Genomic DNA, 25,383 nt, shown 5'->3' with positions numbered 1-25,383 from the left:
GAGCGGGATGTGGCGATGGCGGGGCGCGAAGTGCACATCCCGGTGATGCTCGACGAAGTGGTGGAGGGCCTCGCCTTGCGCGAGAACGGGCGTTATCTGGATGGGACATTCGGCCGCGGCGGTCACGCCCGGGCCATCCTTTCCCGTCTCTCCGCCGACGGCCGCCTGTTTCTCATGGATCGCGATCCCACGGCCATCGCCGTGGCCGAAGCCGGCCTCGCCACCGATCCGCGCGTCGGCCTGCGCCACGATAACTTCGCCACGATGGGCGAGTGGCCGGCCCTCGAGGGCGGTCTCGACGGCATCCTGCTCGACCTGGGCGTCTCGTCGCCGCAGCTCGACGACGCCAGCCGCGGCTTCAGCTTCATGGCCGATGCGCCGCTGGACATGCGCATGGATCCCACCCGCGGCCTCAGCGCCGCCGATTTCCTCGCCCAGGCCGACGAGGCCGAGATCGCCGACGTGCTGTGGACCTTTGGGGAAGAGCGCTTCAGCCGCCGCATCGCCCGTGCCATCGTCGAGCGTCGCGCCACCGCGCCGATCACGCGCACCGGCGAGCTGTCCGAGCTGGTGGCCCGTTGCGTGGGCCGTCGCGAGCCAGGCAAGAATCCGGCCACGCGCACCTTCCAGGCGTTGCGCATCCGCGTCAACGCCGAACTGGAATCGGTCGAACGCGGCCTCGAGGCCGCGCTGGAACTGCTCCACGTCGGCGGTCGCCTCGCCGTCATCAGTTTCCATTCGCTGGAAGACCGCACGGTGAAGCAGTTCATCCGCTCGCACGAAGGTCGCGTGCAGGGCAACCGCCGCGCGCCGCCCACCGAGGCGAAGCCCGCCCGGCTGAAGCCGGTCGGCAAGGCGATCTTCCCCTCCGATGCCGAGATCGCCGCGAACCCGCGTTCGCGTTCGGCGGTGCTGCGCATCGCGGAGAAGCTCGCATGAAAGCCTTCGGCGCCCTCTGCCTCACGATCCTGCTGCTGGCGGTCATCGCCAGCGCGATCGGCGTGGTGTGGACGCGCCACGAAAGCCGGGTGCTCTTCGTGGAACTGTCGCGCCTGCAAAGCCAGAAGGACGACCTCGGCGTCGAATACGGCCGCCTCGAACTGGAGCAGGCCACCTATGCGGAGCCCAGCCGCATCGATGCGGAAGCCCGCGCGCGCCTCGGCATGTTCACGCCGAAGCAGCAGGACATCCAGCTGGTGCGCCGATGAAGGCCCGTTACGGCAAGCCGGTAGTGCCCAGCCGCCGCCGCGGCCAGGGCCCGAGCCCGCGCAAGCGCATGACCGTGATGGTGGCGCTGCTGTGCGTGGCCGCCTCCGGTCTGGTCGTGCGCGCGTTCGACCTGCAGGTGGTGCGCAAGCAGTTCTACCAGGACCAGGGCGATGCCCGCTTCCTGCGCGAGATGCCCATCGCGGTGTCGCGCGGCACCATCTTCGACCGCAACGGCGAGCCGCTGGCGGTGTCCACGCCGGTCGCCTCGATCTGGGCCAACCCGCCCGAGGTGCTGGAAAACGCCGACCGCATTCCCGAACTGGCCCATGCGCTGCATGTCGACGCCGACGACCTCAAGCAGAAGATCGAGGCGCGCGCCGACAAGGAGTTCATGTACATCGCCCGCCAGATGCGCCCGGAAGACGCGCAGGCCATCGTCGACCTCAAGATCCCCGGTATTTCCTCGCAGCGCGAATACCGCCGCTACTACCCGTCGGGCGCGGTGAACAGCCACATCCTCGGCTTCACCAACATCGACGACCACGGCCAGGAAGGCCTGGAGCTGGCCTTCGACGAATGGCTGGCCGGCAAGCCGGGCGCCAAGCGCGTGATCCGCGACCGCATGGGCCACGTGGTGGAAGACGTCGAACTGGTCCGCGAGCCGCAGCCGGGGCGCGACCTCACGCTGTCCATCGACCGCCGCATCCAGTATCTCGCCTACAGCTCGCTGAAAGACGCCCTGGAGAAGAACAAGGCCGACTCCGGCTCCATCGTGGTGATGGACGTGCACACGGGCGAAGTGCTCGGCATGGCCAACCTGCCGTCGTTCAATCCCAACGCGGTGCGCGGCAGCACGCCGCAGGAGCGCCGCAATCGCGCCGTTACCGACGTGGTGGAGCCGGGCTCGACGATGAAGGCCTTCACCATGGCCGCCGCGCTCACCAGCGGCAAGTACACGCCCACCTCGCCGCTGATCGAGACCTCGCCCGGCAGCTGGATGATGGGCGGCCATCCCGTGCGCGACACGCACAACTGGGGCACGCTCACGCCCACCGGCGTCATCACCAAGTCGTCCAACGTCGGCGCGGCGAAGATCGCGATGACGCTCGATACCGACTTCCTCTACGACACGTACAAGTCGTTCGGCCTGGGCAACAGCACGGGCAGCGGCTTCCCCGGCGAAGCGTCCGGTTACCTGCCGGTGGGGCGTACCTGGAAGCCGATCGAGAAGTCGCGCTTGGCCTACGGTTACAACCTCAACGTCACGCCCATGCAGCTGGCCGCCGGTTACGCCGCCATCGCCAACGGCGGCGCGTATCGCGCACCCAGCTTCATCAAAGGTGCCGACAACCCGCCCAACCAGATCATCACGCCCGAGGTGGCGCACGAGCTGGTCCGCATGCTCGAAACCGTGCTCGCTCCCGGCGGCACGGGCTACGGTTTCGCTTCGGTCGCCAACTACAGCGTGGCGGGCAAGACCGGCACCTCGCACAAGAACTCGGCGGGCGGCTACTTCGCCAACAATTACATCTCCCTGTTCGTCGGCATGATCCCGGCCAGCAACCCGCGCGTGGTCACCGTCGTGGTCATCAACGATCCGAAGGGCGGCCATTACTACGGCGGCTCCGTGGCCGGCCCGGCCTTCGCCCAGGTGATGCAGGGCGCGGTCCGCCTGCTCGACATCCCGCCCGACAACGTCGGTCGCTGGTATGCCGGCGGCCCCAGCCAGGGCGGCATGATCAGCACCAACAACGCGCCGCCCCAGGCGGACGAGAGCGCGGCGGAAGAGGTGGTCCCATGACCCTTCGCCTCGCCGAACTGCTCGACGGGTTCGCCGACACGCAGGGTGCCGGCGACATCGCCGTTTCAGGCCTTTCGCTCGACTCGCGCGAGATCGCCCCCGGTCATGCCTTCGTCGCGCTGCGCGGCCTCAAGAACCATGGCGTCGACTTCGCCGCGAAAGCGGTGGAGCAGGGCGCCGTCGCCATCCTCGCCGAACCGCCGTTCGACGCCGTCGACGCGGGCGTGCCCGTGGTCGCCGTGAAGGGCCTGCGCGAGCACGTCGGCGCCATCGCCGCGCGTTTCCACGGCGATCCGTCGAAGGCGCTGGAGGTCGTCGGCGTCACCGGCACCAACGGCAAGACGTCCACCGTGCAGCTGATCGCGCAGGCGCTGGCCTTCCTCGGTCGCAAGCCGGCCACGGTCGGCACGCTGGGCGCGGGCATGCATGGCGCCATCGCGGAAGGTGAGCGCACCACGCCCGACGCCATCCGCATGCAGGCGCTGTTCGCCGGATTCCGCGACGCCGGCGCCACGCACGTGGCGATGGAAGTCTCCTCGCATGCGCTGGAGCAGGGCCGCGTCAACGCGGTGGCCTTCGACATCGCCGTGTTCACCAACCTCACCCGCGACCATCTCGACTACCACGGCACGATGGAAGCCTACGGCGCGGCCAAGGCGAAGCTCTTCGCCTTCGAGGGCCTGCGGGCGGCGGTGATCAACGTCGACGACGCCTTCGGCGTGAAGCTCGCCAAGGGCTTGCCCGAGGGCGTGGCGAAGCTGCGCACCTCGATGGCGCACGATGCCACCGAGAAAGATGCCGAGATCCGCGCCGACATCGTGGTGACCTCGGCCAAGGGCCTGTCGTTCAACCTCAACACGCCGTGGGGCATGCGCACCGTGCGCAGCGCGTTGCTCGGCCGCTTCAACGTCGCCAACCTGCTCGCCGTGGCGGCGGTGCTCGGCGCGATGGGCGAACCGTTCGATCGCATCCATGCCGCGCTGGAGTCGCTGCAGCCGGTCAACGGCCGCATGAGCCGCCTCGGCGGCGACGGCAGGAAGCCGCTCGTGGTGGTCGACTACTCGCACACCCCCGATGCGCTGAAGCAGGCGCTGCTGGCGCTGCGTTCGCATACCAAGGGCCGCCTGGTCTGCGTATTCGGCGCGGGCGGCGATCGCGACCAGGGCAAGCGCCCGATCATGGCCGGCATCGCCGAGCGCCTCGCCGACGTGGTGATCGTCACCGACGACAACCCGCGTACCGAAGACGGCGACGCCATCGTGGCGCAGATCGTGGCCGGCTTCGCCCACCCCGACACCGTGATGGTCGAGCGCGATCGCACGTCGGCCATCGCCCTGGCCCTGGCCGACGCGAAGGCCGACGACGTCGTGCTGATCGCCGGCAAGGGCCACGAAACCTATCAGGAAGGTCCGGAGGGCAAGCGCCCCTTCGACGACCTCGCCGTCGCCGCCGAGGCGATGGCGCCCCGTGCCAAAGGAGTTCGCGCATGATGCGCCTTTCCGCCGTCGCCCTCTGGACCCGCGGCCGCCTGCAAGGCGCCGACGCCGAGGTGACCGGCTTTTCCATCGATACCCGCACGCTGAAGCCGGGCGACCTGTTCGTGGCCCTGCCCGGCGAACGCGTCGACGGCCACGACTACGTCGCGCTCGCGGCCCAGAAAGGTGCCGTGGGTGCCCTGGTCACCCGTCCCGTCGATGCGCCGATCGCCCAGGTGATCGTCGACGACACGCAGATCGCGCTCGGCGACCTCGCCAGCGCGGTGCGCGCGCAGAGCAACGTCCGGGTGATCGGCATCACCGGTTCCAACGGCAAGACCACGGTGAAGACGCTCACCGCGTCGATCCTGTCGCGCCACGGCCGCACGCACGTCAACGAAGGCAACTACAACAACGAGCTGGGCATGCCGCTCACCCTGCTGGCGATGCCCGCGGACGCGAAGTACGCCGTGCTCGAAATGGGCGCCGGCAAGCCCGGCGACATCGCCTACCTTGCCGCCATCGCGCGGCCCGATATCGGTCTCGTCAATTCCATCGCGCCCGCGCATCTTGAGCGCATGGGCACGATCGAAGGCGTCGCCGAAACCAAGGGCGCGCTGTATCAGGCGTTGCCGTCCGACGGCGTCGCCATCGTCAATGCCGACGACGAACGCTTCGCGCCTTTCTTCATGGGCCTGGCAGGCTCGCGCCGCGTGCTGCGTTACGCGCTGAACCATCGCGCCGACATCGGCGCCGACATCGTCGAGGAGCGCATCGACGGCACGCACTTCGTGCTCTCCACGCCGCACGGCGACGGCGACGTGCGCCTGCCGCTGGCGGGGCGTCACAACGTGGCCAACGCGCTGGCCGCCGCCGCCATCGCCATCGCGCTCGACGTGCCGGTGGAGACGATCGTCGAGGGCCTGGAGCAGGTGCCGCGCGTGGCGGGACGGCTCAACCTCGAACCGATGCCCGGCGGCTGGACGCTGATCGACGACAGCTACAACGCCAACCCGGGTTCCGCCGCCGCCGCCATCGACACGCTGGCGCTGGCCGACGGCGAACGCTGGCTGATCCTCGGCGACATGGCCGAACTCGGTCCCGACGCGGTGGACATGCACGCGGGCATCGGTGCGTGGGCGCATGAGCGCGGCATCCAGCGCCTCTTCGCCGTGGGCTTGACGAGTGCCGCCGCCGCGCAGGCCTTCGGCCAGGGCGGCGTGCATTTCCCGTCGCAGGAGGCCCTCGTCGAGGCCGCCTGCCAGCAGATCCACGCGGGCGTCACCGTCCTCGTGAAGGGGTCGCGCTCCTCCGGCATGGAGCGGGTCGCGGCGGCAATGAAGAAGTACGCTGAAGGAGCATCCCATGCTGCTTGAACTGGCGGAATGGATGGCTCGGCACTTCACGTCGCTGCATCTGTTCCAGTACATCACCTTCCGCGCGATCATGGCGGCGCTCACCGCGCTGTCCGTATCGCTGCTGCTGGGCCCCGCGCTCATCCGCAAGCTGGCCGCGCTGAAGGCCGGCCAGGTGGTGCGCAGCGACGGTCCGCAGACGCACCTGTCCAAGGCCGGCACGCCGACCATGGGCGGCCTGCTGATCCTGTTCGCCATCGGCATCTCCACGCTGCTGTGGGCCGATCTCGGCAACCGCTACGTGTGGACGGTGTTGCTGGTCACCGTGCTGTTCGGTGTCATCGGCTTCTACGACGACTACCGCAAGCTCGTGCTGAAGGACAGCCGCGGCCTCGCCAGCCGCTGGAAATATTTCTGGCAGTCGGTGTTCGGCCTCGCCGCCGCCGTGTTCCTGTACCACACCGCGCAGCTGCCGGCGGAAACCGCGCTCTACGTACCGTTGTTCAAGCAGGTGGCGCTGCCGCTCGGCGCGCTGTTCGTGGTGATCGGCTACTTCATCATCGTGGGCTTCTCCAACGCGGTGAATCTCACCGACGGCCTCGACGGCCTCGCGATCATGCCCAGCGTGCTGGTCTCCGGCGCGCTCGGCGTCTTCGCGTACCTCGCCGGCAACAAGCTGTTCTCCGAATACCTCGGCATTCCGTCGATCCCGGGCGCGGGTGAGCTGGCAGTGTTCTGCAGCGCGCTGGCCGGCGCCGGCCTCGGCTTCCTGTGGTTCAACACGTATCCGGCCCAGGTGTTCATGGGCGACGTCGGCGCGCTCGCCATCGGCGCCGCGCTGGGTTGCGTGGCCCTCATCGTGCGCCAGGAAATCGTGCTGCTGGTGATGGGTGGCGTGTTCGTGATGGAAACCGCCTCGGTCATGCTCCAGGTCGGCAGCTTCAAGCTCCGCGGCAAGCGGATCTTCCGCATGGCGCCGATCCACCACCACTTCGAATTGAAGGGCTGGCCCGAACCGCGGGTCATCGTCCGTTTCTGGATCATCAGCGTCGTGCTGGTGCTCATCGGTCTGGCCACGTTGAAGGTGCGCTGACGATCATGTTCGGCTTCGGCAACAAACAGGCACAGCGCCGCCAGGGCCCGCGGGGAAGCTTCGACACCCCGTTGCTGCTCGCCGCGCTCTCCCTGGCCGCGATGGGCGTGGTGATGGTCACTTCCAGCTCCATCGCCGTGGCCGACGGCTCGCACGTGGGCGCGTTCTATTTCCTGAAGAAGCACATCGGCTTCCTCGTGGGTGGATGCATCCTGGCCGGTATCGCGATGCGCACGGAACTGAAGGTCATCGAAAAGCACAGCACGCTGCTGTTGCTGCTCGGCGTCTGCGGCCTGCTGCTGGTGTTCGTACCCGGCTTCGGCATGCGCATCAACGGCGCGCGCCGCTGGATCAACCTTTTCGTCACCAGCTTCCAGCCGGTCGAGGCGATGAAGCTCATCCTCGTCGCCTACCTGTCGAGCTACCTCGTGCGCCATCGCGAGGCCGTGGAATACGACCTGTTCGGCGTGGTCAAGCCGATCGGCGTGGCCGGCTTCATCGTGCTGCTGCTCCTCGCCCAGCCCGACTTCGGTTCGGCCGCGCTGGTGGTGGCCACCACGGTGGGCATGGTCTGGCTGGCCGGCGCGCGCATGCGCAACCTGCTGGTGCTCGGCACGCCGCTGGTCCCGCTGCTGATCTACGCTGCCACGGCCGAGGATTACCGCATCAAGCGCCTCACGTCCTTCCTCGACCCGTGGAAGGATCCGTTCAACGACGGCTTCCAGCTCACCCAGGCGCTCATCGCCGTGGGTCGTGGCGAATGGACCGGCGTGGGCCTGGGTTCGAGCGTGCAGAAGCTGTTCTACCTGCCCGAGGCGCATACCGACTTCATCCTCGCCGTGCTCGCCGAAGAACTGGGCCTGGCGGGCATCGTGGTGGTGATCGGGCTCTACATCGTGCTCGTCGGCCGAGGTCTTTACATCGGCCTGAAGGGCGTGGAGCTCGGCCAGCGTTTTTCCGGCTACGTCGCTTACGGCATCTCGCTGATGCTGGGCTTCCAGGCCATGGTGTCCATCGGCGTGAACCTCGGCGTGTTGCCCACCAAGGGCCTCACCCTGCCGCTCATCAGCTCGGGCGGTTCGTCGGTGCTGATGACCTGCGCGATGGTCGGCGTGCTGTTGCGCGCCACCTTCGAGATCAATCGCGCCGAAGACGCCCGCCAGTCGGCGGTGCGCCAGCCGGCCGCGGCCGTGCCGACCTCGGCACCGATCGGAGGCGTCGCATGAGCGGCCCCGTGCTGATCATGGCCGGCGGCACGGGCGGCCACATCTATCCGGGCCTCGCCGTGGCCGACGAGCTGCGTTCGCGCGGCGTGCCGGTGGCGTGGCTGGGTGCCGAGGGCGGCATGGAGACCCGCGTGGTTCCCGCGCACGGCCTCGACCTGCACACCGTCGCGGTCGGCGGATTGCGCGGCAAGGGCATGAAGACCCGCCTGCTCGCGCCGCTGATGCTCGTTCGCGCGCTGCTCGCCTCGCTGGCGGTGCTGCGCAAGGTGAAACCGCGGTGCGTGCTGTCCATGGGCGGCTACGTCGCCGGCCCGGCGGGTGTCGCCGCAAAGCTGGCGGGTATCCCGTTGGTGGTGCACGAGCAGAACGCCGTGGCCGGTTTCACCAACCGCAAGCTCGCCTCGTTCGCGAAGCGCGTGCTCACCGGTTTTCCCCATGTCCTGCCGAACGGCGAGTGGGTCGGCAATCCGGTGCGTGCGCGCATCGCCGCGCTGCCCCCGCCCGCGCAGCGGCTTGCCGGCCGCGTCGGCCGCCCGCGCCTGCTCGTGCTCGGCGGCAGCCTCGGCGCTCGCACGCTCAACACGGTGGTGCCCAAGGCGCTCGCGCGCATGGAGGCCATGGGGGCCACGGTGCCCGACGTGGTTCACCAGACCGGCGAGCGCCACCTGCAGGATACGCTCGACGGCTACACCGCCGCCGGTAGCGCGGCGAACATCGTCGCCTTCATCGAGGACATGGCCGGTGCCTACGAATGGGCCGACCTCGTACTCTGCCGGGCGGGCGCGCTCACCGTGGCCGAACTCTGCGCCGCCGGCCAGGACGCCGTGCTGGTGCCGTTCCCCCATGCCGTCGACGACCACCAGACGGTCAACGCGCGTGCGATGGTCGACGTGGGCGCGGCCCGCATCCTGACCGACGCCGCCCTGGCCGCCAACGATTCGCCGGATCTGCTCGCGAAACTGCTCGACGACCTGTTGGGCGATCGCGCGCGGATCCTCGCCGCCGCCAACGCGTCCCGCACGCTGGCCAAACCCGACGCCGCATCCACGATTGCCCGTCACTGCATGGAGGTATCCGCATGACGCCCGGTCGTTTGCGCGCCCACGACGATTTCATGACCTCGTTCCGCCGCGTCCACTTCATCGGCGTGGGCGGCGTCGGCATGAGCGGTATCGCCGAGGTGCTGAGCAACCTCGGTTACGACGTGTCGGGCTCCGACCGCGCGCCGTCCACCACCACCGAGCGCCTCGCCAGCCTCGGCGTGGACGTGCACATCGGCCACGACGCCTCGAACATCGACGGCGCCGACGTGGTGGTGACTTCCAGCGCCATCCGCCAGGACAATCCCGAGCTGCTCGCCGCCCGTGCGCAGCGCATTCCGACCGTGCCGCGCGCGGAGATGCTCGGCGAACTGATGCGCTTCCGTCGCGGTATCGCCATCGCGGGCACGCATGGCAAGACCACCACGACCAGTCTCGTGGCCAGCGTGCTGGCGGAGGCCGACTACGATCCCACCTTCGTCATCGGCGGCCAGCTCAATGCGGCCGGCGCCAACGCCCGGCTGGGCACCGGCCAGTACATCGTGGCGGAAGCCGACGAATCCGACGGCTCGTTCCTGATGCTCTCGCCGGTGATCGCGGTGGTCACCAACATCGACGCCGACCACCTCGAGAACTACAACAACGATTTCGCCCAGGTAAAGAAGGCCTTCGGCGATTTCCTGCATCGCCTGCCGTTCTACGGCATGGCCGTGCTGTGCATCGACGACGAGGAAACCGCGAAGCTCGCCGAAGACACCTCGCGCCGCATGATCACCTACGGAATCGACAATCCGAGGGCCGACGTCGTCGCGTCCAACGTGCGCCAGGTCGGTTTCCAGATGCATTTCGACATCCGCCTGCCGGGCCATGCGGGCGCGTTGCCGGTCACGCTCAACCTGCCGGGCCGGCACAACGTGCAGAACGCGCTCGCAGCGGCTGCGGTGGGCTGGCAACTCGGCGTCGACCCGCAGGCCATCGCTCACGCGCTGGCCCACTTCGAAGGCGTCGGCCGTCGCTTCCATCGCCGTGGCGAGATCGCCCTCGACAGCGGCCACGCGCTGCTGGTGGACGATTACGGCCATCATCCGCGCGAACTCGCCGCGGTGTTCGCCGCCGCGCGCGGTGGCTGGCCGGAACGCCGCCTCGTGGTGGCCTTCCAGCCCCACCGTTACAGCCGTACGCGCGACCTGCTCGACGATTTCGCCAACGTGCTGGCCGAAGTCGACGTGCTGGTGCTCACCGAGGTGTACCCGGCCGGCGAATCGCCGATCGCCGGCGCCGACGGCAAGGCGCTGGCCCGCGCCATCCGTGCGCGCGGCAAGACCGATCCGGTGCTGGTCGACCACCCGCGCGACCTGCGCGACACGCTGTCCGCGCTGGCGCGCGACGGCGACCTGATCCTGCTGCTGGGCGCCGGGGACATCGGCGCCGCGGCCGTCGAGCTCGGCAACGCCGGTAACCTGAGGAACCGCACCAAATGAGCACCACCCGTTTCCCGCGCCTGGTCAACGACGCCGCCGACTTCGGTCGCGTGGCGGTGGTCATGGGCGGCAACTCGGCCGAGCGCGAAGTGTCGCTCAACTCCGGGCAGGGTGTGCTCGCCGCCCTGCGCGCCCGCGGCGTCGACGCGCACGCGATCGACGGCATTCCCGCGCTGCTCGACGCGGTGCGCGCGGGCCACTTCGCCCGCGTGTTCAACATCCTGCACGGCGCGGGTGGCGAGAACGGCGAACTCCAGGGCGCCCTGCAGTCGCTCGGTGTTCCTTACACCGGCTCGGGCGTGCTCGGTTCCGCGCTGTCGCTGGACAAGGTCCGTGCCAAGCTCGTATGGCTGTCGCTCGGCCTGCCCACGCCCAAGTTCAAGGCGTTGCCGCGCGGTGCGGACGTGCATGCCGCGGCGCGCGAGATCGGTTTTCCGCTGATCGTGAAGCCGGCCTGGGAGGGCTCCAGCGTCGGCATCACGCGCGTCTTCCAGGAAGCCGATCTCGACGCCGCCGTTGAGCTCGCACGCCGCTATCCCGGCGACCTGCTGATGGAAACCCTGATCGAGGGCGACGTGAACGAGGGCGGCGAATTCACCGTCGGCATCCTCGGTCGCGAGGTGCTGCCCACGATCAAGATCGTTCCGGCGAGCGAGTACTACGACTACAACGCCAAGTACATCGCCGACGACACCCAGTACATCTGCCCGGGTCTTTCCGGGTCCGCCGAAGACGACATGCGCGCGCTCGCGCTGCGTGCGTTCGACGCGCTGGACTGTTTCGGCTGGGGTCGCGTCGATATCATGCGCGACCGGCACGGGAAGAACTGGCTGCTCGAAGTGAACACCGCGCCGGGCATGACCTCGCATTCGCTCGTGCCGAAAGCCGCCGCCGTCGCCGGCCTGGATTACGAAGGCCTGTGCTGGCGCGTACTGGAAACCTCCATGGAAAGGGAGGGCGCGAAGGCATGAAGGGAGCCGCAGCCACGCGGATCGTCGCCTGGGGCATCGCCATCACGCTGGTGGTGCTGCCCGTGGTCGGCGTGATGCAAGGCTGGTTCGCCGCCGGTCGCTGGCCGGTGACGCAGCTCAAGGTCGAAGCGGAGTTCGCGCACGTCAGCGCCGAACAGATCCGCAGCGCCGTGCTGCCGCGCCTGGGCAAGGGCTTCTTCGCCACCGACCTGGAAGACGTGCGCCGCGCCATCGGCGCGCTGCCGTGGGTGGAGTCGGTGGAAGTGCGCAAGCGCTGGCCCGACACGCTGCTGGTGCGCATCTACGAGCGCCAGCCCTTCGCGCGCTGGAACGGCGACCGCCTGATCAGCCGCCAGGGGCAGGTGTTCGACGCGCCGGGCGCCGACCAGATGAGCGACCTGCCGCGGCTGTCGGGGCCGGACTCGCGACTGGCCGAGGTGGTGAGCTTTTACGCGCAGGCGCGCAAATCGTTCGAGGGCAGGGCGCAGATGTCGGTGGTGGGCGTGACGCTTTCCGAGCGCGGCAGCTGGAGCGCGATCACCGACAGCGGCGCGGAGATCGTGATCGGCGACCGCGACCAGGCCGATCGTCGCCTGTCCCGTTTCCTCGACGTCTACCCGCAACTCGTCGCGGGTCATCGTGGCGGTTTCGCCTACGCCGACCTGCGTTACACCAACGGATTCGCCATTCGGTGGCCCACGGAAAACACGGCCACCCCACAGGTCGGAAGCTGAGCTAAGACATGAGAAACAAGAACGACAAACAGCTCGTCGTCGGCCTCGACATCGGCACCTCCAAGGTCGTCGCGATCGTCGGCGAATACGAACCCGGCGAGCCGATCGAAGTGATCGGCATCGGCACCCACGTGTCGCGCGGCATGAAGCGCGGTTCGGTGGTAGACATCGAATCCACCGTGCATTCCATCCAGCGCGCGGTGGAAGAGGCCGAGCTCATGGCCGGCTGCGACATCCGCTCGGTCTACGCCTCGATCTCGGGCAGTCATCTGGAGACGCGCAATTCCCACGGCACCGCGGCCATCCGCGACCGCGAGGTGATGGCCGGCGACCTGGAGCAGGTGCTCGAAGCCGCCAGCGCCGTGGCGATTCCCGCCGACCGCAAGGTGCTCTACAAGGAATCGCAGGAGTACCGCATCGATGGCCAGGACGGCATCCGCCACCCGGTCGGCATGAGCGGCGTGCGTCTGGAAGCGAGCGTGCACCTGGTCACCGGCGCGGCCAGCTCGGTGCAGAACATTTCCAAGTGCATCCAGCGTTGCGGCCTGTCGGTCGACGAGCTGGTACCGGCCGCGGTGGCCAGCGCGAAGGCCGTGCTCACCGAGGACGAACTCGAACTGGGCGTGTGCCTCGTCGACATCGGCGCGGGCACGACCGACATCGCCATCTATACCCAGGGGGCGATCCGCTACACGAAGTCGCTGCCGGTCGGCGGCGACCAGGTCACCAACGACATCGCGTACGGCGTGCACACACCCACCGCTCACGCGGAAGAGATCAAAATCAAATATGCGTGCGCGCTCGCCCAGCTCGCCCATGCCGAAGAGACCATCCAGGTGCCGAGCGTCGGCGATCGTCCGCCGCGTCGCCTGGCTCGCCAGGCGCTCGCCCAGTCGGTGCAGGCGCGCTACGAGGAAATCTTCGAAATGGTGCAGGACGAATTGCGCCGCTCGGGTTACGAAAGCCTCGTCGCGGCGGGCATCGTGCTCACCGGTGGCGCCGCCCGTATGGAAGGCGCGCTCGAGCTGGCGGAGGAAATCTTCCACAAGATGGTTCGCGTGGGCGTGCCCCAGCACGTGTCCGGGTTGGGCGAGGTCGTGTCCAGCGAATTGCATTCCACCGGCGTGGGCCTGCTGCTGCACGGATCGCGATCCAGCGGCGGCAACCGGGCCATGAATTCGGCGGTGGGCAACGTGGGTAACGTGGTCGAGAAGTTCCGCAGCTGGTTCACGAAAAACTTCTGACCGGCGACAGGTTTTTCATCGGTGCCCGACGGAAAAGGGGGGCGCCGGGGCAAGAGGATGGCCCGCAACCCGCGGTCGGCAGGAGCCGGTCACGGGAATCAACCAAAAAAACTAAAAGTTCTGCGGAGGACGGGAAATGTTCGAACTGATCGAAAAACTGGCACCGAATGCGGTCATCAAGGTCATCGGCGTGGGCGGTGGCGGCGGCAACGCCGTGGCCCACATGGTGAACTCCAACATCGAAGGCGTCGAATTCGTCGTCGCCAACACCGACGCGCAGGCGATGAAGACCTGCGGCGGTCGCACGCACCTGCAGCTCGGCGGCAACGTCACCAAGGGCCTCGGTGCGGGCGCCAACCCCGAAGTGGGCCGCCAGGCCGCGCTGGAAGACCGCGAACTCATCGAGGAAATGCTCGAAGGCGCCGACATGGTGTTCATCACCGCCGGCATGGGCGGCGGTACCGGCACGGGTGCCGCGCCGGTCGTGGCGCAGCTGGCGAAGGAAAAGGGCATCCTGACCGTCGCCGTCGTCACCAAGCCGTTCCCCTTCGAAGGCCGTCGCCGCATGCAGGTGGCGCTCAAGGGCATCGAAGATCTCTCCCAGCACGTCGATTCGCTGATCACCGTGCCCAACGAGAAGCTTCTTTCGGTGCTCGGTCGCGAAGTGACCCTGCTCAACGCCTTCAAGGCGGCCAACGACGTGCTGCTGGGCGCGGTGCAGGGCATCGCCGACCTGATCACGGCCCCGGGCCTGATCAACGTCGACTTCGCCGACGTGCGTACCGTCATGAGCGAGATGGGTATGGCGATGATGGGCTCGGGCACCGCCCGCGGCGACGATCGCGCACAGGCGGCAGCCGAGTCGGCCATCAACAACCCCCTGCTGGAAGACGTGAACCTCGCCGGCGCCTGCGGCATCCTGGTCAACGTCACCGCCGGTCCGAACCTCACCATGCGCGAATTCGACGAGATCGGTCGCGTGATCCACGATTTCGCCTCGGAAGACGCCACCGTCGTGATCGGCACCTCGCTCGACCCGGAGATGCAGGACGACGTGCGCGTCACCGTGGTGGCCACCGGCCTCAACCGTGGCGTCGCCGCCAAGCAGCCGATGCGCCAGCCGGTGCCGCAGCAGGTGGAAATGCGCCAGCGTCCGCGTCCGGTCGTTCTGCGCACGGGTACCGGCAACGAAGTGGTCGACTACGCGCAGGCCGAACCGGCGCCGTCCATCCGCGCCGAACCCGCCCAGCCGGCCAAGAACGCCGAACCGGCGATCGACTACCTCGACATCCCCGCGTTCCTGCGCCGCCAGGCCGACTGATCGGGTTCTTGGTCGTCTAGAGGCACGTTAAGGAAAACGTGGGCCGATCCGGCATGGAGCCGGATCGCCCGCCGCTCCGCCGCCGCTCCCGTCCGGGCGGCGGAGCGGTGCCACGTTGCCGTAGGGAAAGCGTGGAATCAATTCAATAAGTTGCAAGTTCTTGATGCGGCGCGCAATTCAGTCGCATGGCAAATGAGAATGGCTCTCAGGAATTACTGAAGGAACAGTGAAGCGAGGTTGGACTGTACCGTCCGGTTTGTTTATTCCGAGGTTAAGACTGTGTTAGCATGTACGGTACTTAAGGCTGCTGCCGCCAAGGTTTGACCCAACATGATTAAGCAGCGCACGCTCAAGAACATCATTCGTGCCACCGGCGTCGGTCTCCATACCGGCGACAAGGTCTACATGACGCTTCGTCCGGCGGCACCGAACACGGGCATCGTGTTCCGTCGAATCGACCTCAATCCCGTGGTCGAGTTGAAGTCGCGTCCCGAAAACGTGGGCGATACGCGACTCTCCACCACCTTGATCAACGGCGACGTCCGCGTTTCCACCGTGGAGCACCTGCTTTCGGCGATGGCCGGTCTTGGCATCGACAACGCGTACGTCGATCTCTCGGCGCCCGAAGTGCCGATCATGGACGGCAGCGCGGGTCCCTTCGTGTTCCTCATCCAGTCCGCCGGCATCGAGGAGCAGGACGCGGCCAAGCGCTTCATCCGCATCAAGAAGCCGATCATCGTCGAAGACGGAGACAAGTGGGCGAAGCTCGAGCCGTTCGACGGCTTCAAGGTGGGCTTCTCGGTCGAGTTCGACCACCCGCTGTTCAACAAGCGCAATTCGCAGGCCGAGATGGATTTCTCGACCACCTCGTTCGTCAAGGAAGTCAGCCGCGCCCGTACCTTCGGCTTCATGCGCGATATCGAAGCCCTGCGTGAGCGCAATCTCACCCTTGGCGGCTCGATGGACAATGCCGTGGTGCTCGACGACTACCGCGTGCTCAACGAAGACGGCCTCCGTTACGACAACGAATTCGTCAAGCACAAGATCCTCGATGCCATCGGCGACATCTACATGCTGGGCCACAGCCTGATCGGCGCTTATTCCGCGCACAAATCGGGCCACGAGCTCAACAACAAGCTCCTCCGTCGCCTGATGGCCGACGCCACCGCATGGGAAGAGGTCAGCTTCAAGGATCCCGCGAAAGCTCCCATCTCCTACGCGCATCCGGCCCAGGCCGTCTAAGCCGGTTCAGCACCGGTACCAAAAAGGCCGCGAGTAATCGCGGCCTTTTTGTTTTTCGAGCCAGGGCATCGCAGGCTCGGGCACCGTGGGCTGGGTTTTAGCCACCCGCCCACCTACGATTTTTCTGTGGCTATGACCGCCACTTCGCCATCTCGTCCACCATGAGAACGGGCCGGGCACGTCAAATTTACGTGCAATTTAGGTGTTGATACGCTTCATGCGTGCTATAAAGTTCGCCACCTCGCCGATCCGGTGCTGCTTACGCATCACCGCATCTCGAGGTAAGTGCTGGACTACTCAGGTTTTTCGGCCTTGGAGGCCAACCCAAGGAAGAGATCCCTCAAGACGGGATCGGAGATTGTCGCCGCGGCGGCCCGAAGGTGTCGGGCGACCTCGGCAGGAAGCGGTTTGTTCGGTTCGGGGGCGGGTTCCTCGACCGGCAGGGGGGCCACTTTCACGGCAACCGAGTGGGCCTGCGCGCCGAGCGCGCGCGCGGCCTCGAGGATCTGCGTCTGATAAAGGCGCACCCGCGAGGCCCAGGCCGACGAGGGCGCAAGGAAGACGAGCCGGCCGTCGCGCAGGTCCGCGAAGCGGATGTGATCGCGCATCGGTGCGGGAAACGTCGCGCGCAGCTGTCGGTCCAGCACGTCGAGATCGCGGGCCTTGTGGGCCAGCGACGCGACGGACGCCACCTGAGCGATGGACGTGAGTCCACGCGTGGAGCGGCGGGGCGGCTGGGACGGCGGTGGCATGGACCGGCTTGAACGATTCGATGTGGAACGTATGCAGATCATACTCGTGTCACGCGGCCGCAAAGGGCCGAAAACGCTCGACCTCACTTGTCGGCGCATGCGCTGCAAGGTGGCGGGAATGGTGCTGGCGGGCGTCCTGGGTATCGCGGGACTCGGTGCCGGCGTGGCCCTCGCGATGGCAGGGCCGAAAGATCCCGCCCTTGGCGCCGTCGGCCGTATCGGCGACCCGGTCGCCGGCCAGGGCGCCTCGATGGATGCCGTCAGGCGCGACGCCCAACGGGAGCTCAATGCCCTGGCGGTCAAGCTCGGGCAGTTACAGGCCCAGTCGGTGCGCCTGAATGCCCTCGGCGAACGGCTCACCCAGGTCGGCAAGCTCGACGACGGCGAATTCAACTTCGACGAAGACCCGGGCCAGGGCGGCCCGGAGGTCACCACCGATACCCCCGCCTACGCCTTGCCCTCCGCCCTCGACCAGAGCATCGATCAGCTGTCCGGCCAGTTCGACGCCCAGCAGGCGCAGTTGGAGGCGCTCAACGACATGCTCCTCGATCGCAAGATCGAATCCGGCCTGCGCCCGGCCGGCATGCCGGTGAACGGCTACATCTCCTCGTTCTTCGGCGGCCGGGCCGATCCGTTCAGCGGGCATAGCGCCCGCCATACCGGCATCGACATCGCCGCGCCGAAGGGTACGCCGGTAACGGCGGTGGCCGAAGGCCTCGTCACCTTCGCGGGTCAGCGGAGCGGCTATGGCGATGTCGTCGAAATCGACCATGGCAACGGGTACATGACCCGTTACGCCCATAACAGCCTCCTGATCGCCAAGCCGGGCCAGCGGGTCCATGTCGGCGACGAGATCGCCAAGGCCGGCTCCACGGGGCGCTCCACCGGGTCGCACGTGCATTTCGAGGTCTGGTACCACGACCGGGTGGTCAATCCGCTCGCGTACGTTCGCAGCCATCGCTGAGAAAGGGTTGAATCCCTCCCGTGGCGCCGCCATCCGGAGGAAAGCCGGGGACGCACGTAGTATGATCGTCCCTTCTTGTGGGCGGCTTCCGGGCCACTCGCACCCTTTTCGTTTTCAGATCCGGATGATCGATGTTCAATCGTGCCCTGACGAGTATTTTCGGCAGCCGTAACGACCGCGTGCTGCGCGACCTCTCCAAGACGGTCAAGCGCATCAACGCCCTCGAGCCGGAGTACGAGAAGCTTTCCGACGACGCCCTTCGCGGCAAGACCGAGGAATTCCGCCAGCGTCTCGCCGCCGGCGAGACGCTCGACAAGCTGCTGCCCGAGGCCTTCGCGACCACCCGCGAGGCGGCCAAGCGCGTGCTCGGCATGCGCCATTACGACGTCCAGCTGATCGGTGGCATGGTGCTGCATTCGGGTCGCATCGCCGAAATGCGCACGGGTGAAGGCAAGACCCTCGTAGGCACCCTGCCGGTGTACCTCAACGCGCTGGAAGGCAAGGGCGTCCACGTCGTCACCGTCAACGACTACCTGGCCCGCCGCGATTCCGCGCAGATGGGCAAGCTGTACAACTTCCTCGGCCTCACGGTCGGCGTGGTGTATCCGGGCATGGACCACGCCGACAAGCGCGGTGCCTACGCGGCCGACATCACCTACGGCACCAACAACGAATTCGGCTTCGACTACCTGCGCGACAACATGGCGCTCAGCAAGGAACAGCGCCACCAGCGCGGCCTGCACTACGCCATCGTCGACGAGGTCGACTCCATCCTCATCGACGAGGCGCGCACGCCGCTGATCATCTCCGGCCCTGCGGAAGACTCCCCGCAGCTGTACATCTCGGTCAACAAGATCGTGCCGCACCTGGTGCGCCAGGAGACCGAAGAAGCGGCGGGCGACTACTTCGTCGACGAGAAGCAGAAGCAGGTGCACATGTCCGAAGAGGGCATGGAGCACGCCGAGCAGTTGCTGCGCCAGGCTGGCGTCATCGAGCCGGAGAGCGGCCTGTACGACTCCAAGAACCTGGCCGTGGTGCACCACCTCAACGCGGCCCTGCGCGCCAACGCCATCTACCAGCGCGATGTCGATTACATCGTGCGCGACGGCGAGGTCATCATCGTCGACGAGTTCACCGGCCGCACGCTGGCCGGCCGCCGCTGGTCCGACGGCCTGCACCAGGCGGTCGAGGCGAAGGAAGGCGTGCCCATCCAGCGCGAGAACCAGACGCTGGCGACGGTCACGTTCCAGAACCTGTTCCGCATGTACAAGAAGCTGGCCGGCATGACCGGTACGGCCGATACCGAAGCTTACGAATTCCAGAGCGTCTACGGCCTCGAGGTGGTGGTGATCCCCACCCACAAGCCGATGGTGCGCGTCGACAACCCCGATGCGGTTTTCCTCGGCCCAGACGCCAAGTTCAAGGCCGTCATCGCCGACATCAAGGCATGCCACGAGCGTGGCCAGCCCGTGCTCGTGGGCACGGCGTCCATCGACGTGTCCGAACTGGTGTCGGGCCTGCTCAAGAAGGAACGCATCCCGCACGAGGTGCTCAACGCCAAGCAGCACGAGCGCGAAGCGCACATCGTCGCCCAGGCCGGTGCGCCTGGCGCGGTGACCATCGCCACCAACATGGCCGGTCGTGGTACCGACATCGTGCTCGGCGGCAGCTTCGAGGCCGAACTCGCCACGCTACCGGCCGATGCGTCCGATGCCGATCGCGAGAAGATCAAGGCGGCCTGGAAGCAGCGCCACGAGCAGGTGCTCGCGTCCGGCGGCCTGCATATCATCGGCACCGAGCGCCACGAGTCCCGCCGCATCGACAACCAGCTGCGCGGCCGTTCCGGTCGCCAGGGCGATCCGGGCTCCTCGCGCTTCTACCTGTCGCTGCAAGACAACCTCATGCGCATCTTCGGCGGCGAGCGCATCGGCCGCTGGATGCAGATGTTCGGCATGAAGGACGACGAGGCGCTGGAAGATCGCCTCATCACGCGCCAGATCGAAAAGGTGCAGCGCAAGGTCGAGCAGCACAACTTCGACATCCGCAAGAACCTGCTCGACTTCGACGACGTCGCCAACGACCAGCGCAAGGTGATCTACGCGCAGCGCGACGAGCTGCTCGAGCTCGACGACATCTCCGACATGGTCCGTGACATCCGTCTCGACGTCGTGGAAGGCCTTGTACGCCGCTTCGTGCCCGCCGAGAGCATCGACGATCAATGGGATCTTCCCGGTCTCGACCGCGAACTGGCCAGCGAATTCAACCTGCGTCTCGATCTGCCCACGTGGGTGGAGCAGAAGCAGGACGTGGACGCCGAGGGTGTCCTCGAACACGTTCGCGAGGCGGTGGATGCCCTGTTCGCCGAAAAGGAAGCCCAGATCGGCGCGGAGACCATGCGCTCGCTGGAGAAGCACGTGATGCTCTCGGTGGTCGACAATGCCTGGAAGGAACATCTCGCCAGCATGGATTACCTGCGCCAGGGCATCTATCTTCGCGGCTACGCGCAGAAGCAGCCCAAGCAGGAGTTCAAGCGCGAATCGTTCGAGCTGTTCTCCGACATGCTCGACCGCATCAAGACCGAAGTGGTGCAGATGCTCGCCCGCATCCGTATCCGCAGCGAAGACGAAGTGGCCGCCATGGAGGCCGAGCAGCAGCGCGCGGCCGAAGCGCAGCGCCTGCAGTTCCAGCACGCCGACGCGCAGGCGATGGGCCAGAACGGCGGTGAGACCGATGCAACGGCGATGGCACCGATCTTCGCCGAGGGCCCGAAGGTGGGGCGTAACGATCCTTGCCCATGCGGTTCCGGCAAGAAGTACAAGCACTGCCACGGTCAGTTGAGCTGATACGAAAAACCCGCCGAAAGGCGGGTTTTTTTAAGTGCCAAAGGTAGCGATCGACTACGAGACCACGTCGCACCGGCGTAGGCGGCTGCGACGGTACCTTGGAGCCTCAGGACAACGTCAGTCCCCGCCGCCCTTGGGCTTCTGCCGATACGACTCCGCCTGCACGGTGATGTAGCTCGGCTCCTCGCCATCGATACGCATGGCCGTGAGTTGTCCCCCCCAGACGCAACCCGTGTCGATCGCATACACGCCCAGTCCGGCGAAGCGGCCCAATGCCGACCAGTGCCCGCAGACGATCTTCGTCTCGCGCCTGCGCATGCCGGGTACCTCGAACCACGGATACATGCCGGGCTTCTGCGTGCCCGGCGTGCCCTTGCCTTCGAAGTCGATGCGGCCGTTCACGTCGCAATAGCGCATGCGCGTGAGCGTGTTGATGGCGGCACGATGACGCTCCACGCCCTGGAGGCGGTTCGTCCAGCCGGGTGGCCGATTACCGAAGAGGTTCTTCAGGAGGCGCTGGTAGCGCGGGCCACCCAGCTCGCGCTCGACCTCGAGCGCGGCGCGCTGCGCCTGGCGGAGCGTCCAACTGGGCGCGAGGCCCGCATGCACCATCGTCCAGCCCAGCGTCTCGTCGTGGTGCAGCAGTTTCTGCATGCGCAACCACTCGAGCAGCACCGGCGCGTCGTCGGCGAACAGTACTTCGCGCAATTCGGGATTGACGCGGGCTTGCGCATCTTCACGCCGCTGCCCGATCGCGAGCAGGGAGAGGTCGTGGTTGCCCAGCGTGATGACGCTCTGTTCGCGCAGCGAATGAATGAGTCGCAACGTGGCAAGCGACTCGCCCCCGCGGTTCACCAGGTCGCCGCAGAACCACAGGCGGTCGTTCGCCGGATCGAAGCGAATCTTCTCCAGCAGGCGTTGGAGTTCGGGGTAGCAACCCTGGACGTCGCCAATCGCGTAAACGGCCATCAGTCGAGTCGCTCCATGGCGCCGTTGCCGGCGTGCGGGCTTTCCATATGTTCGATCCTAATGGAGCGTGCGCGGGATCGATAGCACGAAGGCAGGGATCATCGCATCGAAGTGGGTGCCGTCGTCGGCCACCATGCGGTAGCTGCCTTGCATGGTGCCGACGGAAGTCTCCAGGACGGCGCCCGAAGTGTATTGATAGGTGTCGCCGGGGCGCATCCACGGCTGCTCGCCGACCACGCCGTCGCCACGGACCTCTTCGACCTTGCCGTTCGCGTCGGTGATGACCCAATGACGCGTCATCAGCTGGGCCGCCGTGCCGCCCGCGTTGCGCAGTGTGATCGTGTAGGCGAACACGTAGCGGTTGTCGGAGGGTTGCGACTGGTCGGGGACGAAGCGGGTTTCGACCTCCACGTCGATCGTGTAGGGGGATTTGGAATTCATGGACCGATTGTCGGGGACGGGGAGGGGGCGGGCAAGTAGGCCCGCCGGGCCTTCACATGGCGTTGGCGAGGCGAACGAAGTCGCCGGGAGCGAGTGTTTCCGCCCGAGCACGCGGATCGATTCCCAGTTCACGAAAGGTGGCTTCGTCGACGAGGCCCTTCAACGTGTTGGAAAGTGTCTTGCGGCGCATGGCGAAGGCGGCCTTCACGACCGCGTGGATCTTCGCCGGATCGCCCTGCGGCCGTTGCTCGGGTGGCAAAGGCACCAGGCGCACCACCGCGGAATCGACTTTCGGTGGCGGCCTGAACGCGCCGGGCGGCACGGTGAAGAGCGGCGTGACCTTGCAGACCAACTGCAGCATCACGCTGAGGCGCCCGTAGACCTTGCTGCCCGGTTCGGCGGCCATGCGGTCGACCACTTCCTTCTGGAGCATGAAATGCATGTCCTGGATGGCAGGGGCGTGCTCGACGCAATGGAAAAGGATCGGGCTGGAAATGTAGTACGGCAGGTTACCCGCGACGCGTAGCCGTTCGGCGCCCAGTTCCCGGGCGAGTGCCGTGAAATCGACCTTGAGGACGTCCGAATGCACGATACGCAGTTCACCGACGGCGTCGGCACGCTCCTGCAGGCCCGGGATGAGATCGGTGTCCAGCTCGATAGCGGTCATCTTCTTCGCCACGGCCAGCAGCGGTAGCGTCATGGCCCCTTCGCCGGGGCCGATCTCGACGACCGTGTCGCCGTCCCGCGGAGCGATGGACGAAACGATGCGGTCGACGTAGCGCTTCTCGTGCAGGAAGTGCTGGCCGAAGCTCTTCTTGGGGCGTGCGTTCATGCGGAGGCCCCGCGACGGGCGAGGTCGATGGCGAGGCGCGTCGCGGCGAACAGGCTGGCGGGATCGGCACGGCCGGTGCCGGCCAGGTCGAGCGCCGTGCCGTGGTCGACGGACGTGCGGATGAAAGGAAGGCCGAGCGTGACGTTGACCGTGCGGTCGAAAGCCTCGCTCTTGAGTACGGGCAGGGCCTGGTCGTGGTACATGGCAAGCACCGCGTCGTAGCGCTCACGCATCGCCGGCACGAAGGCCGTATCGGCGGGCAATGGGCCCAGGAGGGTCATGCCTTCACCGCGCAGGCGATCGAGCAGGGGAACGATGGTGTCCAGTTCCTCGCGACCCATATGGCCACCCTCGCCGGCGTGCGGGTTGAGGCCCAGCACGGCGATGCGGGGATGGTCGACGCCGAAGCGACGGGCCAGGGCGTCGTGCACGATGCGAAGGGTACGCTCGAGCAGTGGCGCGGTGATCGCGCCCGGTACGGCGGAAAGGGGCAGGTGCGTGGTGGCGAGCGTGACGCGCAGATCCGGACTGGCGAGCATCATCACCACGTCGGCTTGCGCGCGCTCGGCGAAGAACTCGGTGTGGCCGCTGAAGGCCATGCCGGCCTCGTTGATGCTGGATTTCTGCACCGGGCCGGTCACCACGGCGTCGAAACGGCCGTCCAGGCAGCCGTCGGCGGCTGCCGCAAGCATGTCGAGCACGTGGCGCGCGTTCGCCGGATCGGGACGCCCGGCTACTGCCGCAGCGCCCAACGGAACGTGATGCAGGCGGATGCTGCCCGGCGCGCGCGTCGTCAGGCGCGCGCCGTCGTCGTCGAGGATGTCGAGCGTCACGCCACAGGTGTCGGCGGCCCGTTGGAGCAGGCCGCGGTCGGTGATGGCGATGAGATCGGCGGGGAGGTCGCTCGCGGCGAGGCGGGCGAGCAGTTCGGGACCGACCCCGGCGGGCTCACCGGCGGTGACGGCGAGCCTCGGCAGGGTGGTCGCGTTCATGCCGGTTACTGCGCGGGCTGTGCCGCGGCCGTCGACGCCTGCTTGTCGTCGGGATCCTTGAGTTCCGGCACGCGGATGTCCACGAACGACGACGAGCGCAACTCGCGCAGGTAATTCTCGTAGGCCTCGTCGGCCTTGCGGTTGCCGATGGCCTGGCGGGCCTGGTCGCGCTGGAGCTGGTCGGTGAGATCGCTCTGCCGCGTACCGAGGCGCTGCAGCACGATCCAGCCGGCGTCGGTCTGGATGGGGTGCGACACCTCGTTGTCCTTCAACTGCTCGATGTTGTTGGCGATCGCGGCGCCCCAGGCATCCTTGGCGAACCAGCCCATGTCGCCACCGTTGTTCGCGGTGGTGTTGTCCTTGGATTCGTCCTTCGCGATCTTGGCGAAGTCTTCGTGCTTGTCGGCGACGCGGGTGTAGATGTCCTGCGCCTTCTTCTCGGCCTGCTCCGGAGTGACGATCTCGGACGGTTTGATGAGAATCTGCCGGGCGTGGTACTCGGTGACGATCTGGCGTCCCGGTGCGCGCGTTTCCACGAGCTTGAGAATGTGGAAGCCGGTGGGGCCGCGCAGGGCCGGCGTGGTCTCGCCCGCCTTGAGCGAGGCCACGGCATCGGCGAACGCCGGCGGCACCTCGTCGAGACGGCGCCAGCCGAGGTCGCCGCCGTCGAGGGCGTCGGGCGCATCGGAGAAGCGGATCGCGGCGGCGTTGAAATCCATGCCGCCCTTGATCGCCTTGATGGCCTCCTCGGCCTTGGCCTGGGCCTGGGCGATGTCGTTGGCGCCGCCTTCGGCCGGCGTGCTGATCTGGATGTGCGCCAGATGCACCTCGCCCGCCTTGTAGGTGGGGCTGGCCAGCAGGTTGTTGACCTCGGCGTCGGTGACCGTCACCTGGTCGCGCACCACGCTTTCATGCAGCTTCTGGGCGATGATCTGGTCGGACAGCTGCTGGCGGAAGCCGGCGTAGCTGTAGCCGTCCTGCTCGACCGCGGCGCGGAGCTGGTCGAGCGACATCTTGTTCTGCTGCGCCACGTTGGCGGCGGCCTGGTCGACTTCCTCGTCGGAGACGTGGATGTTCTGGTCGCTGGCGCGCTGCACCTGCAGCTTCATGAGGATGAGGCGATCGAGTACCTGGCGGGCCAGGACATCCTTGGGCGGCAGCTGCTGGGGATTCTGGGCGTACTGGCGCACGATGGCGTTGATGGCCTCGTCCAGTTCGCTCTGCAGGATGACGTCTTCTTCCACCACCGCGACGATGCGGTCGAGGGAGCCGTTGCCGACGCTCATGTTGCCCTGCTGCGGCTGGGCCGACGGCAGGAGCTGGGCGTTGGCAGTCGGAACCACCGCCAGGACGGCGGCGGCGAGCAGGGAATAGGCGAGGATCTGCTTCATCGAGTAA

Annotated in this window: 22 protein-coding genes; 16 read left to right on the top strand and 6 right to left on the bottom strand. The window is 67.2% G+C overall.

Annotated features, from left to right (window positions below):
- The first annotated feature begins 15 nt into the window (after window positions 1-15).
- The 14 genes from rsmH (at window position 16) to lpxC (ending at window position 16,192) form a co-directional block, all read left to right on the top strand.
- The gene (gene rsmH / locus L2Y94_RS17730) at window positions 16-939 is read left to right on the top strand and encodes a 16S rRNA (cytosine(1402)-N(4))-methyltransferase RsmH (protein WP_247370373.1); all 924 of its coding nucleotides are present in this window, start codon (window positions 16-18) and stop codon (window positions 937-939) included.
- The gene (gene ftsL / locus L2Y94_RS17725; protein ID WP_144915670.1) at window positions 936-1,208 is read left to right on the top strand and encodes a cell division protein FtsL; all 273 of its coding nucleotides are present in this window, start codon (window positions 936-938) and stop codon (window positions 1,206-1,208) included. Before rsmH ends, ftsL begins: the two co-directional genes overlap by 4 nt.
- Entirely contained in the window at window positions 1,205-3,010 is a 1,806-nt protein-coding gene (locus tag L2Y94_RS17720) for a peptidoglycan D,D-transpeptidase FtsI family protein (protein WP_247370372.1), read from the top strand. The genes ftsL and L2Y94_RS17720 overlap by 4 nt, the downstream gene beginning before the upstream one ends.
- Window positions 3,007-4,500: a UDP-N-acetylmuramoyl-L-alanyl-D-glutamate--2,6-diaminopimelate ligase gene (locus tag L2Y94_RS17715; RefSeq protein ID WP_247370371.1), complete on the top strand. Its 1,494-nt coding sequence runs from the start codon at window positions 3,007-3,009 to the stop codon at window positions 4,498-4,500. Before L2Y94_RS17720 ends, L2Y94_RS17715 begins: the two co-directional genes overlap by 4 nt.
- A complete protein-coding gene (locus L2Y94_RS17710; protein ID WP_247370360.1) occupies window positions 4,497-5,861 on the top strand; it encodes a UDP-N-acetylmuramoyl-tripeptide--D-alanyl-D-alanine ligase in 1,365 nt (454 codons plus the stop codon). The genes L2Y94_RS17715 and L2Y94_RS17710 overlap by 4 nt, the downstream gene beginning before the upstream one ends.
- The gene (mraY, locus tag L2Y94_RS17705) at window positions 5,851-6,933 is read left to right on the top strand and encodes a phospho-N-acetylmuramoyl-pentapeptide-transferase (protein ID WP_247370358.1); all 1,083 of its coding nucleotides are present in this window, start codon (window positions 5,851-5,853) and stop codon (window positions 6,931-6,933) included. The genes L2Y94_RS17710 and mraY overlap by 11 nt, the downstream gene beginning before the upstream one ends.
- A 5-nt stretch (window positions 6,934-6,938) precedes the next feature.
- Entirely contained in the window at window positions 6,939-8,159 is a 1,221-nt protein-coding gene (ftsW, locus tag L2Y94_RS17700; protein WP_247370355.1) for a putative lipid II flippase FtsW, read from the top strand.
- The gene (gene murG, locus L2Y94_RS17695) at window positions 8,156-9,241 is read left to right on the top strand and encodes an undecaprenyldiphospho-muramoylpentapeptide beta-N-acetylglucosaminyltransferase (RefSeq protein ID WP_247370352.1); all 1,086 of its coding nucleotides are present in this window, start codon (window positions 8,156-8,158) and stop codon (window positions 9,239-9,241) included. The genes ftsW and murG overlap by 4 nt, the downstream gene beginning before the upstream one ends.
- Window positions 9,238-10,680 carry a UDP-N-acetylmuramate--L-alanine ligase gene (gene murC, locus L2Y94_RS17690; RefSeq protein WP_247370349.1) on the top strand — a complete coding sequence of 481 codons (1,443 nt, stop codon included), beginning with the start codon at window positions 9,238-9,240 and terminating at the stop codon, window positions 10,678-10,680. The genes murG and murC overlap by 4 nt, the downstream gene beginning before the upstream one ends.
- Window positions 10,677-11,651 (top strand): D-alanine--D-alanine ligase, encoded by a 975-nt coding sequence (locus tag L2Y94_RS17685; protein WP_247370347.1) that lies wholly within the window; start codon window positions 10,677-10,679, stop codon window positions 11,649-11,651. Before murC ends, L2Y94_RS17685 begins: the two co-directional genes overlap by 4 nt.
- The gene (locus L2Y94_RS17680) at window positions 11,648-12,385 is read left to right on the top strand and encodes a cell division protein FtsQ/DivIB (protein WP_247370344.1); all 738 of its coding nucleotides are present in this window, start codon (window positions 11,648-11,650) and stop codon (window positions 12,383-12,385) included. The genes L2Y94_RS17685 and L2Y94_RS17680 overlap by 4 nt, the downstream gene beginning before the upstream one ends.
- An 8-nt stretch (window positions 12,386-12,393) precedes the next feature.
- Window positions 12,394-13,629 (top strand): cell division protein FtsA, encoded by a 1,236-nt coding sequence (gene ftsA, locus L2Y94_RS17675; protein ID WP_247370342.1) that lies wholly within the window; start codon window positions 12,394-12,396, stop codon window positions 13,627-13,629.
- Window positions 13,630-13,765: 136 nt separating this feature from the next.
- The gene (ftsZ, locus tag L2Y94_RS17670; RefSeq protein WP_247370339.1) at window positions 13,766-14,950 is read left to right on the top strand and encodes a cell division protein FtsZ; all 1,185 of its coding nucleotides are present in this window, start codon (window positions 13,766-13,768) and stop codon (window positions 14,948-14,950) included.
- 330 nt (window positions 14,951-15,280) lie between these two features.
- Entirely contained in the window at window positions 15,281-16,192 is a 912-nt protein-coding gene (gene lpxC / locus L2Y94_RS17665) for a UDP-3-O-acyl-N-acetylglucosamine deacetylase (protein WP_247370336.1), read from the top strand.
- A 293-nt stretch (window positions 16,193-16,485) separates the two neighbouring features.
- Here lpxC and L2Y94_RS17660 read toward each other — a convergent pair whose 3' ends face one another.
- Window positions 16,486-16,884, bottom strand: a complete 399-nt coding sequence (locus L2Y94_RS17660; RefSeq protein ID WP_247370333.1) for a DciA family protein — start codon at window positions 16,882-16,884, stop codon at window positions 16,486-16,488.
- 91 nt (window positions 16,885-16,975) lie between these two features.
- Between L2Y94_RS17660 and L2Y94_RS17655 the strand changes: the two genes are divergently transcribed.
- Complete coding sequence (locus L2Y94_RS17655) at window positions 16,976-17,908, top strand: peptidoglycan DD-metalloendopeptidase family protein (RefSeq protein WP_247370318.1); 933 nt, start codon at window positions 16,976-16,978, stop codon at window positions 17,906-17,908.
- A gap of 131 nt (window positions 17,909-18,039) precedes the next feature.
- Window positions 18,040-20,751 (top strand): preprotein translocase subunit SecA, encoded by a 2,712-nt coding sequence (gene secA, locus L2Y94_RS17650; RefSeq protein WP_247370315.1) that lies wholly within the window; start codon window positions 18,040-18,042, stop codon window positions 20,749-20,751.
- A gap of 117 nt (window positions 20,752-20,868) precedes the next feature.
- Here the strand turns inward: secA and L2Y94_RS17645 are convergent, their stop codons facing one another.
- Genes L2Y94_RS17645 through L2Y94_RS17625 form a run of 5 tightly spaced genes read right to left on the bottom strand, consistent with a single transcriptional unit; the run spans window position 20,869 to window position 25,376 of the window.
- Entirely contained in the window at window positions 20,869-21,720 is an 852-nt protein-coding gene (locus L2Y94_RS17645) for a symmetrical bis(5'-nucleosyl)-tetraphosphatase (protein ID WP_247370312.1), read from the bottom strand.
- A 57-nt stretch (window positions 21,721-21,777) separates the two neighbouring features.
- Complete coding sequence (gene apaG, locus L2Y94_RS17640) at window positions 21,778-22,161, bottom strand: Co2+/Mg2+ efflux protein ApaG (protein WP_247370310.1); 384 nt, start codon at window positions 22,159-22,161, stop codon at window positions 21,778-21,780.
- Window positions 22,162-22,213: 52 nt separating this feature from the next.
- Complete coding sequence (gene rsmA / locus L2Y94_RS17635; protein WP_247370307.1) at window positions 22,214-22,993, bottom strand: 16S rRNA (adenine(1518)-N(6)/adenine(1519)-N(6))-dimethyltransferase RsmA; 780 nt, start codon at window positions 22,991-22,993, stop codon at window positions 22,214-22,216.
- The gene (gene pdxA, locus L2Y94_RS17630) at window positions 22,990-23,985 is read right to left on the bottom strand and encodes a 4-hydroxythreonine-4-phosphate dehydrogenase PdxA (RefSeq protein WP_247370304.1); all 996 of its coding nucleotides are present in this window, start codon (window positions 23,983-23,985) and stop codon (window positions 22,990-22,992) included. The genes rsmA and pdxA overlap by 4 nt, the downstream gene beginning before the upstream one ends.
- 5 nt (window positions 23,986-23,990) lie before the next feature.
- Window positions 23,991-25,376: a peptidylprolyl isomerase gene (locus L2Y94_RS17625; protein WP_247370303.1), complete on the bottom strand. Its 1,386-nt coding sequence runs from the start codon at window positions 25,374-25,376 to the stop codon at window positions 23,991-23,993.
- Window positions 25,377-25,383: the final 7 nt, after the last annotated feature.

This window comes from Luteibacter aegosomatis (genome assembly GCF_023078455.1).
Classification (GTDB): Bacteria; Pseudomonadota; Gammaproteobacteria; order Xanthomonadales; family Rhodanobacteraceae; genus Luteibacter; species Luteibacter aegosomatis.
This window is presented reverse-complemented; position numbering and strand designations above follow the sequence as displayed.